Source organism: Spirulina sp. CCNP1310, from assembly GCF_034932185.1.
Classification (GTDB): Bacteria; Cyanobacteriota; Cyanobacteriia; order Cyanobacteriales; family Spirulinaceae; genus Spirulina.
Genome location: NZ_JAYGHW010000093.1, coordinates 31,179 through 46,228 on the forward strand (window position 1 = coordinate 31,179; position 15,050 = coordinate 46,228).

A 15,050-nucleotide genomic window follows, 5' to 3' on the forward strand; every position below is an offset into this window, starting at 1 on the left:
CGATCTAGTTTAACAAGCTTTGCTCCTTAACAAGAACTATTATCAATTATTTTGGTCAATCGCTCCATCGTTGCGTGAGTTGATGCTGGAGGAGGGGGCGGAGGCTGTTCATGGCGGCGAGGATGGCGGAGCCGTTATGGATGAGGGTGGCGAGGAGGGGATTGAGGCCGAAACTGGCGGCGAGGCCGAGGGCGATCAGGTTGGGGGCGACGACGAGGGTGCTGTTTTGATCGATGAGATGGCGGGTTTCGCGGGCGATCGCCATCACTTCCAAAATGTCCAACAGTTGATCATTCATCAACACCACATCCGCCGTTTCACGGGCGATATCCGTCCCCCCCGCAAAGGAAATGGAAACATCGGCATAGGCCAGGGCAACGGAATCATTGAGGCCATCCCCCACAAAGGCGACCGTATGGCCGCTGCGATGGAGATCCCGCACGACCTTCGCTTTTTGTTCCGGGAAGGCTTCGGCATAAACATGGGCGGTGGGAATGCCCAGGCGGGCGGCCACTTGATGGGCTTGGTGGGGGCGATCGCCCGTCAGTAAATACACCCCTAGGCCATAGTCCTGTTGCAATGTGGTGATCAGCGTCGCACTTTCGGGACGAAGGGGGTCACTATAGGCGATCGCCCCTAAATATTCCTCGCCCCAAGCCACATCAATCCAAGATTCTTCCCCATCGGGGGCTTGGCTTAAAGCTTCCTCAAAACCGCTATTGAGCAAAAACCGCCGACTCCCCACGAACAACCGCTTCCCCTCCACCTCCGCCTCAACCCCTAAACCCACCTGATAGTTCCAGGCTCCCCTGGGGGGGATCGTCAATCCCTGCGATCGCGCCGCTTTGACAATTGCTTCGGCAACAGGATGGGTTAACCGTTGCTCGGCTGTCGCTGCCAATTGCAGCAACCGTTCCGGCGTGCAACCTCCCTGAGGATAGAGGCCCGTCACGGCAATGGAGCCTTGGGTGAGGGTTCCGGTTTTATCGAAAACCACCGTATCCACTTCCGCCAACTGCTCCAGGGTGCGGCCACTGCGCACTAAGACCCCGTGGCGGGTGGTGTGGTTGAGGGCGCTCAAGAAGGCCGTGGGAATGGAAACGCGGATGCCGGTGACAAAATCCAGGGTTAAAATCGCCGCTGCCCGGCTCGGATCGCCCGTGGCTAACCCTACCACCACCGCCAACAATAGCGCCGGCCCAATGAGGCGATCGGCCAACTTCTCCGCATAATTTGCCATCCGCGTATCATGTACCGGCGCTTGGGAAAGGAGGGCAATACTGGCGGCGGCCCGGGTTTGATCCCCCACCCGTTCCGCCCGGAGGTAGATCTGCCCCGATCGCACCAACGTTGAGGCCCAAGCGCGATCGCCCGTCTTTTTCGCCACGGGCAAAGATTCCCCAGTTAAACTCTGTTGATCCACCCAAGCCTCCCCTTGGAGAACCGTGCCATCAACGGGGATTTGTTCCCCCGGATAGACCACCACCGTATCCCCCACGACAACGCGATCGCTCGGCACTTGCACCGGCTCCCCCGTCTCCGGCTTCACCCAAGCCCATCGCCCCAAGGCATCCATCAGGCTGAGGGTTTTGCCTTCCGTAGCGCGAGCGGTGCGATCGCGAATATCATCCCCCAAGGCATGGAGGAAAATCACCAAAGCCGGGGTTAACAGTTTGCCCTGCACACCACTGAGGGTGAGGGCCAACAGATCCAACGCATCAATACTTAGCCGTCGCTCTGTCCAAAGGCTATGCCAAGCCCGCTGGGCAATGGGCAGGGCAAGACGCACCAAAGCCAAAAATGCCAAGGGCCGCACCCAAGCCCCCTGGGGCAACCGCACCGCCGCCGCTAAGGCCACCGCCACCACAGGCATCAGTAACGATTCCTCCTCTGGGGGAGATTCGGGATGGGTGGCGGTGAGTTGGCTGAGGGCCGCCTCCAGTTGGGGGAGGAGGGGGTATTGGGGGGGATGGTGAATGATCAGCGATCGCGCTGCCCAATTGAGCCGTACTGAACCCAGTTCCGGCAGGGCTTGTAATTGGGTTTGCAGTTGTACCGCTTGGGGCTGTTGGGCTGGCCCCCAAGGGAGGCGTAAGCGACTGCGGTAGGGGGTTTGGTGGATGGGGAAATAGGGAAGGGGTGTGATCAAGCCCCGACCTCCTCGGTGGCGTTTTCGGCCCGTTGGAGAATATCCAAGAGGGCAACGCCTAAATCCAATTCGGAAACACCGAGGGGATCGTAGCGAATCACCAAGGAGGTCGCAGCAGCGTTGAGGCGTACCCCTAAAACCCGCGCTTCAGCGGTGAGGAGGCTGGTGAGGCGTTTTCCAAAGGCCTGATCCGTGAGCAGGCGGGGAATTTTGAGGCGGAGGCGGCCGGGGACATTGTGAACAATCGTGTAGTCTTCGGTGGCGACCCCGTTAGCGGTTGTTGGGTTGGGAGCGGTGGCGGCGGGAAGAGCGGGGCTATGGGCCTGTTTTTTCAATTCCGCTAACATTTGGCGAGTGAGGGCGGCGATCGCCAAGTTAGCCAGCAATCCCTGAGCGCCCCGCAATTGGAGCCGACTCGTCAGAAACAAGCCTGTCAGCACGGGTAAAATCGTGGCCACTTCGCCATAGGTTTCCAACCATTCACCAAGGCGAGCCGCCACGTTCAGGGTTGGGGAAGCGTTATCAAGGGTTTCCATGGTGGTTCAGGGGAGGGGGTGGGATTCTGCCCAGTCCTCGTTATTGAGATTAATTTTTAATTAGGTTAGCAAAAAATGGGAAATGGGGAACGGGGAATGGGGAATGGGGCGAAAAAATTTTCGCCCCTACAGGGGATCCTGCGCTTAGTCGGGGCGGAAGCGATTTTTTAAGCCGATGCCCACTACTACGAGGGCAATAATTACCACCGTCCCCAGCCCCAAACTACTGGGGAGCCAAAACACCGCTTCAATGTAGTTGAGTTGCCCCGGTTGCAGTTGCCAGAGGAGATGATTCCCCACCTGCTCGACGGGAATTTGTGGGTTAATGGCCCGCGCCCCCCAGGGGGTAGCGAGGCTAAATTCTAAATTGAGCAGGGAGTTGGTGTTGAGTAACTGTTGGCGATTCGCGTTAGCGTACCCATCGCCACTCAATCCCCCCAAACTCCGCAAATCCACCTCTAACCGGAGGCGATCGCGCTCCAACAGCAGTAAATTACTCTGGGTCAAGCCCAAACTGGCGGAAAGTTCGACAATCTCCTCCCCTTGGGCCGCTGCTCGCTGTTCGGGGGTTTGCTCCGTGGGGTTGAAAAATTGATTAAATTTGCGGTTGAGTTCCGCCCCATTGCTAAAGGGAATTGTCAGCGTCAGGCGGCGATCTGAAACCCGCTCGACTTTCCCCTGGAGGGATTTGGCCCGCTGTTCGAGGGTTTTGAGCCAGGTTTTCACTTCCCCCTGACTAAAACTGGTGAGTTGTTCCCCTAGCTCAATTTCTTGGCTAATATAGCCGGCAAACTGCCCCTGAAACGTCACGCCCACATCGTAGCGGACACAGCCCGACAGCAACAGAGCGCAAAGCAGGAGGAAGCCTAAATAATGGAGGCGCGAGCTTACCCACCGCCGCAACTGTCGCCCAACGTTTTTGCCCATCATCCCCCACTGCTCCATCACGAAAAATCTCTATCTTATTAAATCAAGACCGGGGCGATTACCACCAAGGAAAGGGTTCACCTTTTAGGATAGGGAGGTTTGTTTTGATTACAAACTTTCTTATGGCTCCACAACTGATCGGATTGTTAATCGGTGGTTTACTCCCTGCCTTAGCCTATGGCATTTCTGGCCTGTTGGCGAAGGTCAGCACGAATATGGGGATGTCTGTCGGGGGGCATTTGATTTGTATTGGCGTGATGGTGAGCTTCGTGGGGGTGGTGATGCAGGGGATTTTGCCGGGGCCGTTGCCGTCGGGAGGGGCGATCGCCTCTTCCTCCATTTATGGACTGTTTTGGGGTGTAGGTACTGGCGGCGTTGCCCTAGGGCTGATCCGCTATCAAGCTCCCCTCTCCAAACTCGCCCCCCTCTACAACATGAATACGCTGATCACCGTCGTTCTCGCCCTCTTGGTTTTTGCTGAATGGCAGAATGTGGACGCGGTGAAATTGGGGATCGGCGCGTTATTGGTGGTGATTGGGGGGGTTTTGGTTTCCCTCGCTTAGGGAAAAAGGCGTTCTAGATCCAACTGAGCCGCCACTTGGGCTAAGGTGGCGAGATTGCGGCGATCCGCGTGATCTAAATAGGGCAATGTCCCCAAAACCGGCGTTTGGGTGAGGGATTCCAATAGATCTACCGGAGTCCAGTCTGCCAACTGTTGCGGCGTAACCGGCTGAACGCAACTGAGGACTAACCCCCGGACGGGCAATTTCAGGGAACGGGCTAGGGCAATATTGGCCACGGTTTGGGCGATCGCCCCCAACTGCACCGGCACAACTAGCACCGTTTCCCAGCCCCACATCGCCGCCACATCCCCCACCGTTAGCTCCAACGTCACCGGAGAACCCAAGCCCCCCACTCCCTCAATTAACACCATCGGGTAATCCTGTGCCAGTTGCTGATAAGCCTGCCAAACCACCGCCAGATCCACCGTTTTTCCCTCCTGCACCGCCGCCAACGGGGGGGCAATGGGGGCCGAAAACTGCAACGGCACAAGGGTTTCGGGAGCTTGGGGCAATGTGAACAATTCCCGGTAATGCTCCCCATCCCCCGGCCCCGACTGCATCAACTTCATCAATCCCAAGGTTTGGGGGTCACGGTAGCGATGCCAATAGGCGACTAATGCTGTGGTGAGGACGGTTTTGCCTACGTCGGTATTGGTGCCGGTGATGATCAGGGGAGGCATGGTTTTGGGGGGATGGGGAACGGTCAACAGAGAACAGGCTGGAAAATCAAAAATCCATCCCCCCCTTTTTAAGGGGGGTTAGGGGGGATCCATTTCCCCCCTTTTTAAGGGGGGTTAGGGGGGATCGAGTTTGGGCTTAGGGGCGATCGCCTATTTCATTTGGCCGCCGGAACGCCAAATGCTGATAATTAAGCCAAAACCCAATAGCGTTGCTGCCGAAAATAGAATAGCACTGATGATCGATAATTGTGGCAAGGGGGTATTGCGGGCAATCAAAGCCGCGCCGATCAACAGCGAACCCACGACGATACTGTAGGCAAGGCGATTGGCAGAATTTTCAATCCCTTGGCGAATTGACCCCAAATCACGGATTTTTAAATTCCATTGCAACGTTTCCGAACTAACCCGATCAAGGATGACCTCCATCTGACGGGGGGTTTGCAACCCTAGGGATTTCACATCTAAGGCCATCCGCAACAATGTTGGCAACGGGTCATCTCCCAAAAGTTGCCGACTGAATAAATCCGTCATCAGCGGCTTAAATTCATCCAGTAAATTCACCTCCGGATAAAATCCCCGTGCTACCCCTTCTAGGTTCGCCAAACTCTTGGCGTAGAGGCCCATGTTGCCCGGTAAGCGAATTTTATTGCGCCGCGCCACCTGCAAAATCTCATAAAACGCCTCACTGAAATTAATATTCGAGAGGCTAATGTCGTAATACTTCCGCAACATCCGATCAAAATCCACCTCTAGCTTGGCAAGATCGACAGGATAGGGGGATTCTGAAAGTTCAACGGTCAACTGGCTACAGCGTTTGGCATCAATATGGACGATCGCCAGCAACAATTCAACCAAAATATACTGGGTGCGGGGGTCGAGGCGGCCAATCATGCCGCAGTCGATCAGGGCAACGCGATCGCTCTGCAAATAGAAAATATTGCCAGGGTGGGGATCCGCATGGAAAAAGCCATCAATAAACATTTGCTGGAAAAAGGCCCGAAATAAGAGCGTGGCAATTTGTTGCCGTCGCCGCAACTCTCCCCCCGTATTGCTATCGAGGGGTACAATTTCCGCCTCTAGAATTGGGCCGCCTTCGAGCCATTCCATCACCAATAGCTTTTCACTGGTGAGGTTTTGGTAAATAGCGGGAATCACCAATTGGCGGGTATCAAACCAGCGGCTTTTGGATAAATTGCGCCGCAGTTGCTCTGTAAATGCCGCCTCTTTGCGAAAATCTAACTCCGCTTTCAGCGCCGAAGTAAATTCATCAGCTAACGAAATAATGTCGTAATCCTGACCAAAATCCGTCGCCGCCACCAACTCCGCCACGCCTTTAATTAACACCGTATCCTGGCGGACGATCTTTTCAATGCCCGGACGTTGCACCTTCATGGCCACCTCTTGGCCGTTGTGGAGCGTGGCGCGGTAAATTTGGGCGATGGAGCCAGCGGCGATCGGCGTAGTATTAATCGTGCTAAAGACTGCATCGATGGGCTGATGCAGTTCTTGGCGCAGGAGCGTTTCAATTTCACTCCAGGGGACGGTGGGGACTTTCGCTTGTAAAGCGGTGAGGGCTTCGATGTAGCGGGGGGGCATGACATCGGGGCGAGTGCTGAGGATTTGTCCCAACTTGACATACACCGGCCCCAGTTCCACGAGAATATTGCGCAACACCTCCGGCGGGGGAATTTGGGGTTCCGCTTTTGTGCCGCCGGTTAAGAGACCGCGCATATAGTCCCAGCCATTGCCCAGGACGATTTCTAAAATTTCCCGTTGGCGGGATGTATTTTGGGTGAGGGCCAGAACCATAAATTTTTCAAACAGCCGGAAGGGGTTAAGGGACGGGAATCGATCCCGACTTGCCTCTGTTTTAGCGCGTTTTGGACTCCCCTTGAGTCCTTTTCCCTAACGACGGGCGGTGATCAATTCCCGATAGATTTGGGCTTTTTCTTGGTATTCGTGGATTTTGCCTTGGGCGATCGCCCCCGCTCGCGTATTGGGGGGGATTTCTTCCAGGAGGGCGATCGCCCCCTTAAACTGTTGGCCCATGGCTAAATCATAGGCAGATTGTAACTGCACCATTGCCCGCACATCCTGCTTGGCTTGATATTCCTGCAATTTCGGCTCTACCTGTTTACCCACTTGGGTATGGGGGGAAATTTGATAAAGGAAGGCCAAGGCGCGGGTAAAGTCCCGTTCTTGGGCGGAACGGAAGGCTTGGGCCATCAACCGTCGCGCCTCATCTTCCGCACGGGGTCGGGCCGCTTCTACTAAGGGATGGACTTTTTGCCGCCAGTAGTAGATATCTGGCAATTGGGCCGCCGTATTTAGCACCGTTTGCCATTGACGCGCCCCGAGGGCGGTTTCTGTGGCTTTCATCAACTGGGTGGCCTTCTCCCATTCCCCTTGCCACTGTTGAATCGCCGCTTGGGATTGCTCATAGCGAACGCTATCGCGGGGAATGGAGCGGGCGAGGGCGATCGCCTCCGTCAGTTGTCCCCGTTGGATCGCCTGCTGGGCTGCCTGCCAAGCCTCCTCACCGGGGTCGGTATTCGTGGCACTGATCAGGGCATAATAACCCAGGGCAATGGCAAACACATTGAGCACACCAATCACGATCCCCATCCGCATCAGCAGTTGCAATGTAGAGACGGGGGCTTCTTGGGTCAAACGCGGTAACTCAGCGATTGTCGTGGTATGGGCAATCACCCCCGGTTTTTCGATCTCCAGGGGCTGATCCGGGAGTGGATCGGGATTGAGGTTGCTATTTTCCAGCGGGGTTGCAGGTTTTGGGGTCTTGGGCAAAGGAACGAGGGCATTCACCGAGATGCCTTGCCAGCGCTCATTGAGGGCGTGATGGGCGAGCGATCGCAATGGCTCTAAATCCTTCAAAACCTCGGTGGTTGTCGCATAGCGGTCTTGGGGATGATATTCCACCAACCGGGTTAAAATAGCCGCCAACGGCTCCACATAGGCGGGCGGCGGGCTGGCTTCAGTCCAGGGCTGCCATTGAATTTTCTGGGTTTTCGGGTGGTGGCGCAGATGGCTCACCTCTAACCCGGTGAGTAATTCAAGGGCGATAATGCCCACGCTGTAGAGGTCACTACTGGGATAAACCTTACCCCGCAGTTGCTCGGCGGCCCCATAGCCGGAAGGGCTGACAGCGCCGGGATAGCTGGGAAACGTGGTAAATTTCGAGGGATGGCTCGATGGGGTTTGCAGCAGTTGCGCTGCGCCAAAATCCAGCAGCACCAACTTGCCATCTTTGCTACGCCGCATGATGTTATTGGGTTTTAAATCCCCATGGACAATGCCGTGGCGATGGACAAATTCGAGGATCAGCAGTAAATCCCAGAGGAAATAAACCACCTGAGCCGACCGCTCTAGGGCATCATTGTGGCGAATGATCGCCAACTCTTGGGTAAAAGCAGACCCAGCAATATATTCCTGCACCAGGAAAAAGCCTTGATTTTCCTCAAAACAGTTGAGAAATTGGGGAATCTGGGGGTGAACACCGAGGCGTTTGAGAAATTCTGCCTCATTGAGAAATAGCCGCCGACTGGTTTTCACCAAGTGGGGATAGGTGTTGTGGGAGAGGTAATATTTAACGGCACATTGAGCACGAGTCGGGTCAAGGGTATCTTGGGCTAGATAGATTTGCCCGAAGGCCCCGGAACTCAGCACCTGAATAATTTTGTATCGGTGGTGCAAGAGTTGTCCGCAGGTGGGATAGTTGACAGTGGTGGGGTTCAACAAGGCTCTTGACAAAGAACAACAATTGCTTTCTTCTTTCGGGGCAAAATAATCTTGTCCGGACGGTTCAAGGGGAGGCGATCGCCCTCAGCGCACCCATGGCCCCTGAGTTGTCACCATCGATGCAATTTGATTCAATAAAGCAAGACCCTGGGGGCAAACCCCGATTTTGAGAGGAGCGAGTATAGAGATGGAAGGATGCCTGCGTGTTGGCCAACCGGCCCCGGACTTCACCGCCACGGCTGTTTTTGAGCAAGATTTTAAAACAGTGAAGTTGTCGGACTATCGCGGTAAATATGTGGTGCTGTTTTTCTATCCCCTCGATTTTACGTTTGTTTGCCCCACGGAAGTCACGGCTTTTAGCGATCGCGCCGATGAATTTAAAGCCTTGAGCACGGAACTGTTTGGCATTTCCGTCGATAGTGAGTTTGCCCATTTGGCCTGGATTCAAACCGATCGCAAGGAGGGCGGCGTGGGGGATATTGCCTATCCCCTCATTTCTGATCTAAAAAAGGAAATTAGCACCGCCTATAATGTGCTTGATCCTGAGGCGGGGGTGGCCCTGCGGGGGCTATTCATCATCGACAAAGATGGCATCATCCAACACGCCACGATTAATAATCTTTCCTTTGGCCGCAGTATTGACGAAACGCTGCGCACGCTCAAGGCGGTTCAGCACGTCCAAGCCCATCCCGCTGAGGTTTGTCCGGTGGGTTGGCAGGAGGGGGATAAAACGATGATTTCCGATCCGAAAAAATCTAAGGTTTATTTTTCCGCTGTTTAGAGGGGGAGGGCGCAAGCGTTGCGCCCCTACGGGTTTACTCGTGCCATGGCTCTGCCATGGCATGATTGACGGCGGCTCTGCCGCCTGTGGAGGCAGAGCCTCCAGGGAGACGTTCCTTGGCGGAGCCAAGGAACGAGGGAACGAGGGGAACGAGGGAAATCGGTTAAATTTCACCGTCGGCATCCATGATGCTTTGACTATCGAGCATCAACAAATTGCGTAACTGTTCCGTGTCTAAGGTGGTGAGCCACTGCTCCCCCGCATCAACGGTTTGCTCCGCCAATTGCTTTTTACTTTCGATAATGTCATCAATCCGTTCCTCCAATGTACCCGTACAAACGAACTTATGTACCTGGACATTGCGCCGCTGACCGATGCGGAAAGCGCGGTCAGTGGCTTGGTTCTCCACCGCCGGATTCCACCAGCGATCGACGTGAAACACATGGTTAGCGCGGGTCAGGTTTAAGCCTGTGCCGCCGGCCTTGAGGGAAAGGAGGAAAATTTGTGGGCCGTCGGGATCGTTTTGGAACCGATCAATCATTTCCTGCCGTTGGTTGCGAGTGGTGGAGCCATAGAGGAACATCACCTCCGTTTCTAGTTTGTGGCTGAGATAGGGTTGCAGGAGTTTGCCCCATTCGGCAAACTGGGTGAAGATCAAGGCGCGATCGCCCTCGGCAATCACCTCCTCTAGCATTTCCTGCAACCGCAATAATTTCCCCGACCGTTTCCCCGATCGCAATTCCGGTTCACTGAGGTATTGGGCGGGATGGTTGCACACCTGTTTTAAACGGGTGAGGAGCGTCAGGATCAGCCCGTGGCGTTGGATGCCTTTGGCAGCTTCGATATCCAGGAGGGATTTCTCCACCAACTGCTGATAGAGGCGGGCCTGTTCGGCGGAAAGGCCACAGTAGACCGTCATTTCCTGCTTTTCGGGGAGGTCTTGGATGATCGTTTTATCGGTTTTGAGGCGGCGGAGGATGAAGGGCTGAACGAGGGAGCGGAGGGTTTGCAAAGAGTTGCGATCGCCATATTTTTCAATGGGGACGGCAAAACGCTTTTGGAAAAAGGGCTGATCCCCCAAAAATTTGGGGTTGAGAAAGTCGAGAATTGACCAGAGTTCCGTGAGGCGGTTTTCCACGGGTGTACCCGTGAGGGCGACGCGAAACCCGGCATTGAGTTGGCGCACAGCTTGGGATTGTTTGGCCTGGGCATTTTTGACGTTTTGGGCCTCATCCAATACTACACCGCCCCATTCCACCTGTTCCAAGGTTTTCACATCCCGATAGACCAGGGAATAACTGGTTAACACTAAATCCTGCTTTTGGGCCATCACCACAAAGGGTTTCCCCTTTTTGCGCTTCTCGCCGTGGTGAACCCACACGTTTAACCCTGGGGCAAATTTATGCACCTCCCGCTCCCAATTACTCAGGATTGAGGTGGGACAAACAACGAGGGTAGGCTGATCGATCAGATCATTTTCCTTGAGGTGGAGGACAAAGGCGATCAGTTGCAGCGTTTTCCCCAACCCCATGTCATCGGCCAAACAGGCCCCTAAACTCCATTGCTCTAAAAACGCCAACCAACTGGCCCCCCGCAATTGGTAGGGCCGCAGCGTGCCGGTAAATCCGGCGGGGATGGGGATGGAGGCGATCGCCTTATTTTCCACCAAGGCCGCAATTAAATCCTTCAGTTGCCCCTTGGCGGTAAAGTTCACCACCGGCAATTTCCCTAACAACTGGGGGCCGCCGGTACTAAACCGCAGGGCATCCTCCACCGTGAGGGCCATTTCCTCCTGATCATCCCCCTTGAGCATCGTCAGGGCCGATCGCACATCCGCCGGTTGTAGTGCCAACCATTCGCCGTTCACTTCCACCAGGGGCGATCGCTGCTCTAACAACTGCTCAAATTCCGGCAGCGTAATCGTTTGCGCCCCGATAGCCAGTTCTAATGTATAAATTAACGGCGTTTTCAAGCCTAGCCGTTCGTTGCGCTTCGCCCGCACTTGGGCGGTAATATTCAGCCCCAAGCGCTTTTCCCCCGCCCCAGGAGCCAAACCGGGGGGCAACAACACCGTAAACCCGGCATCCTCCAACTGCTGCACCCGCGATCGCACCAATTCGTAAGCTTCAATGGCGTTGAGCTTACAACCCGTGGGCTTGGGATCATCCAAGCTGGCGCGGATCGGTTCATAGAGCCGGGCCGCCAAGCCCAGACCCCGCAACAGTGTTTCCTGGGGATAGTCGAGCAATTGATCTTGAATGGGCAATTGATCGACGGGATTCTGCCAGATCGTTTCCGCATCAATCACACAATCGGGGCTATGGCTGGCGCTGAGGGTGTAGTTCAGCTTCCATTTCGGTTCCCCCAACTGCTTGCCCCAGGCGATTTCCCCCGGTGAGGGGGGAATTAAGGCCAAACAGAGGCGGAATTCATTGAGGTTGAGATTTTCCGTTGCCGGGGTGATGATTGCCTCTTGGACGGGCGATCGCCAAGTATTCAACATCGTTTCCAAGCGGCGCAAACTATCCCCACTGGCGGCCACCGTCGCCGTCGGCTGGGTCAACGCCACCACCCAGGGCTGGGAAAGGGCTTCCTTAGGGAGGGGAACGGTTAAATCCCCATGGGAGCGAATATGGGCATCCACCAACTGACTGAGAAAGTTGAGGATCAGGGTTTGGGGATCGTGCCAGAAGTCATGGCGGCGGGGTTTAGCCTTAGGGGGTTCCCCTTCAGCATAGGTGCGGCAGAGGCCCGGCATCTGATGGGCAAACGTGGTTAAACGGTCTTGGTCGAGGGCGCTGTCTAACAGGGGATGCCATTCTGCCAAATTGCCCCGCAACCCCGGCAACACCTTGCCCCGCGCCACCAGATCCAAACTCCAGCGGTACACATGGGACCAAAACTGCAACGCATCCCCTAGGGCCGCCTTGCGGACTTGGAGGGAATTGAGGGGCAGATGACGCAACAGTTGGGCCGTATCGAGGGGGGTGAGTTGCAGCCCATCCACCCGCCACCACCGCAGCGGCAGCTTGCCAATATCGGCAATTTCCTCCTCATCGCCGGAGAGCACAGGTAAACATTCCCCCCCCTCGGTTTCGCTGCGGGAGCCATGGTTTCGCGTCGGCAGGGCGATGATCTCTGTGGCGGGGGTGGGGGTGATTGCAGGGGGCCAGAAAAAGCGCGATCGCAGGTATTGGGCTAAATCCTCCCACCCCATGGCCGCCGGATGGAGCGGCACCGCATCGGAGGGGGCATCGTAATCCGGGAGCGCCAGCCGCCAAGTCTCTCCCCACAGGAAAAAATAACTCCCTGTCGTCTTGTAAATCCAACTCCCATGTAAAATCGCCATCGCTACGGTTACTCGTCGTGAAAAGAGAATCGAAAACTGCCCTGCTCTTGCTCGGTGTTGTCTCAGGACAAGACTAAAATGCTACGATTGTCCTGAGAAGAAGAATATAGAAGTAAGAAAGGACAAGCACAGAAGATGCAAGAATTTAACAAGTCAATATCCTTTAGTGGACCGGATATTCGGCTTCATGCGGGTCTCCTTGCGCCGCAGGCTGGCGGCTCAGTGTTGATTCAATCCGGAGAAACCGCCGTTTTAGTCACCGCTACACGCTCCACGGGCCGCGAGGGTATTGATTTTCTCCCGCTGTTGGTTGACTACGAAGAACGGCTCTACGCAGGGGGTCGGATTCCAGGGGGGTTTTTGCGCCGGGAAGGGCGGCCACCGGATAAGGTGACGTTAACCTGCCGTTTAATTGACCGTCCCCTGCGCCCCTTGTTTCCGCAATGGCTCCGGGATGATATCCAAGTGGTAGCCACAACACTATCGATGGATGAGCAAGTCCCCCCCGATGTTCTGGCGGTGACTGGCGCATCAATTGCCGTTCTCCTCGCTCAGATTCCTTTCTGTGGCCCCATGGCGGCGGTGCGCGTTGGGTTGGTTGGGGATGATTTTATCATTAACCCGACTTATAAAGAAATTCAAGACGGGGATCTCGATCTGGTGGTGGCGGGAACGCCTGACGGGGTGGTGATGGTGGAAGCCGGAGCCAACCAATTGCCGGAGCAGGACATTATCGAAGCCATTGAGTTTGGCTATGAGGCGGTGCAGGAATTGATCGCCGCCCAACAGGAACTGATGGCGGAGTTGGGGCTGACATTGGTTCAAGCTGAACCCCCCGCAGAGGATGAGACTCTGGCGAAGTTTGTCGCAGAATGTGCCACCGCTGGCATTGAGGAAATTCTGAAGCAATTCAGTCTCTCCAAACCGGAGCGGGATGTGCTCCTGGATGAACTGAAGGATCAGCAGGTGATGGGGGCGATCGCCGCTCTCCCCGAAACCGACCCGATTCGCCAAGCCATCGAAGCCGATGGCAAGGCCGTGGGCAAAATCTTTAAGTCCCTCACTAAAGCCCTGATGCGCCAACAAATTGTCCGGGATGGCCTGCGGGTGGATGGGCGCAAGCTCGATGAGGTGCGGCCCATTTCCTGCCAGGTGGGGATTCTGCCCAATCGCGTCCATGGTTCGGGGCTGTTCCAACGGGGTTTAACTCAGGTGCTTTCCTTGGCCACATTGGGAACCCCCAATGATGCCCAGGAAATGGATGATCTCCACCCGGAAACCCAAAAACGCTACATCCACCATTACAATTTCCCCCCCTATTCTGTGGGGGAAACGCGGCCGATGCGATCGCCCGGTCGTCGGGAAATTGGCCATGGTGCTTTAGCGGAGCGGGCTTTAGTTCCCGTTCTGCCCTCCCAGGAGGAATTCCCCTATGTGTTACGCATCGTCTCTGAGGTGCTCTCCTCCAACGGCTCCACCTCTATGGGTTCCGTCTGTGGCTCCACCCTCGCCCTCATGGATGCCGGGGTGCCAATTCGCAAACCCGTCAGCGGCACAGCCATGGGTTTAATTAAGGAAGGGAATGAAGTGCGTGTGCTTACGGATATCCAAGGCATTGAGGATTTCCTCGGGGATATGGATTTCAAGGTAGCAGGAACCGATAGCGGGATCACTGCCCTGCAAATGGACATGAAGATCACCGGGTTGCCCTTAGAGGTGATTTCCCAGGCGATCGCCCAAGCCAAAGAGGGGCGGATGCACATCCTCGAAAAAATGCTGGCGGTGATCGACAAACCTCGCTCAGAACTCTCCCCCTACGCGCCGCGCCTCCTCTCGATCCGCATCGACCCCGATATGATCGGTTTGGTGATTGGCCCCGGCGGCAAAAATATCAAGGGCATCACTGAGCAAAGTGGGGCCAAAATTGATATTGAAGATTCCGGGAAGGTGACGATCTACTGTAATGATCCCGAAGGGGCAGCCCTGGCAAAACGGATCATCGAAGGCATGACCCGCAAGCTCAGTGAAGGCGAAGTCTATTTCGGCAAAGTGACGCGGATTATCCAAATCGGGGCCTTTGTGGAAATTCTCCCTGGTAAAGAAGGGATGATCCACATTTCCCAACTGGCGGATTATCGCGTTGGTAAGGTGGAAGATGAGGTGGCTGTGGGCGATGAAGTGGTGGTCAAAGTGCGGGAAATTGATTCCCGGGGCCGCATCAACCTCACCCGTTTAGGGATTCACCCCGACGAAGCCGCCGCTGCCCGTGCTAACGCTCAATAAACGCAATCCTGTAAGCGTTTGTGGTG

General features: G+C 55.5%; 10 protein-coding genes. 3 read left to right on the top strand and 7 right to left on the bottom strand.

The genetic code is table 11. The annotated features are described in order from the left end of the window. Positions 1–55 precede the first annotated feature (55 nt). The 3 genes from VB712_RS17105 to VB712_RS17115 all read right to left on the bottom strand — a co-directional run bounded on the left by VB712_RS17105 (position 56) and on the right by VB712_RS17115 (position 3,612). Positions 56–2,149 carry a heavy metal translocating P-type ATPase gene (locus VB712_RS17105; RefSeq protein WP_323256918.1) on the bottom strand — a complete coding sequence of 698 codons (2,094 nt, stop codon included), beginning with the start codon at positions 2,147–2,149 and terminating at the stop codon, positions 56–58. Then, entirely contained in the window at positions 2,146–2,685 is a 540-nt protein-coding gene (locus VB712_RS17110) for a metal ABC transporter ATPase (RefSeq protein ID WP_323256919.1), read from the bottom strand. Before VB712_RS17110 ends, VB712_RS17105 begins: the two co-directional genes overlap by 4 nt. A gap of 144 nt (positions 2,686–2,829) precedes the next feature. After that, on the bottom strand, positions 2,830–3,612 hold the full coding sequence (locus VB712_RS17115; protein ID WP_323256920.1) for a DUF3153 domain-containing protein: 783 nt from the start codon (positions 3,610–3,612) through the stop codon (positions 2,830–2,832). A gap of 122 nt (positions 3,613–3,734) precedes the next feature. Between VB712_RS17115 and VB712_RS17120 the strand changes: the two genes are divergently transcribed. Then, a complete protein-coding gene (locus tag VB712_RS17120; protein ID WP_323256922.1) occupies positions 3,735–4,175 on the top strand; it encodes a hypothetical protein in 441 nt (146 codons plus the stop codon). Here the strand turns inward: VB712_RS17120 and bioD are convergent. The 3 genes from bioD to VB712_RS17135 form a co-directional block, all read right to left on the bottom strand. Next, positions 4,172–4,855, bottom strand: a complete 684-nt coding sequence (bioD, locus tag VB712_RS17125) for a dethiobiotin synthase (protein WP_323256924.1) — start codon at positions 4,853–4,855, stop codon at positions 4,172–4,174. The genes VB712_RS17120 and bioD overlap by 4 nt on opposite strands. A 150-nt stretch (positions 4,856–5,005) precedes the next feature. After that, positions 5,006–6,664, bottom strand: coding sequence for an AarF/ABC1/UbiB kinase family protein (locus VB712_RS17130; protein ID WP_323256926.1), 1,659 nt, complete (start codon positions 6,662–6,664; stop codon positions 5,006–5,008). 96 nt (positions 6,665–6,760) lie between these two features. Beyond that, positions 6,761–8,611 carry a serine/threonine-protein kinase gene (locus tag VB712_RS17135; protein WP_323256928.1) on the bottom strand — a complete coding sequence of 617 codons (1,851 nt, stop codon included), beginning with the start codon at positions 8,609–8,611 and terminating at the stop codon, positions 6,761–6,763. A 181-nt stretch (positions 8,612–8,792) separates the two neighbouring features. Here VB712_RS17135 and VB712_RS17140 point away from each other — a divergent pair, with 181 nt between their 5' ends. Continuing rightward, positions 8,793–9,392: a peroxiredoxin gene (locus VB712_RS17140; protein ID WP_416236385.1), complete on the top strand. Its 600-nt coding sequence runs from the start codon at positions 8,793–8,795 to the stop codon at positions 9,390–9,392. 163 nt (positions 9,393–9,555) lie between these two features. Here the strand turns inward: VB712_RS17140 and VB712_RS17145 are convergent, their stop codons facing one another. Continuing rightward, the gene (locus VB712_RS17145) at positions 9,556–12,741 is read right to left on the bottom strand and encodes a DEAD/DEAH box helicase (RefSeq protein ID WP_323256932.1); all 3,186 of its coding nucleotides are present in this window, start codon (positions 12,739–12,741) and stop codon (positions 9,556–9,558) included. Between the two features lie 135 nt (positions 12,742–12,876). On the opposite strand from VB712_RS17145, the gene VB712_RS17150 reads away from it, so the two are divergent. Beyond that, a complete protein-coding gene (locus VB712_RS17150) occupies positions 12,877–15,024 on the top strand; it encodes a polyribonucleotide nucleotidyltransferase (protein ID WP_323256934.1) in 2,148 nt (715 codons plus the stop codon). The last annotated feature ends 26 nt before the right edge of the window (positions 15,025–15,050 follow it).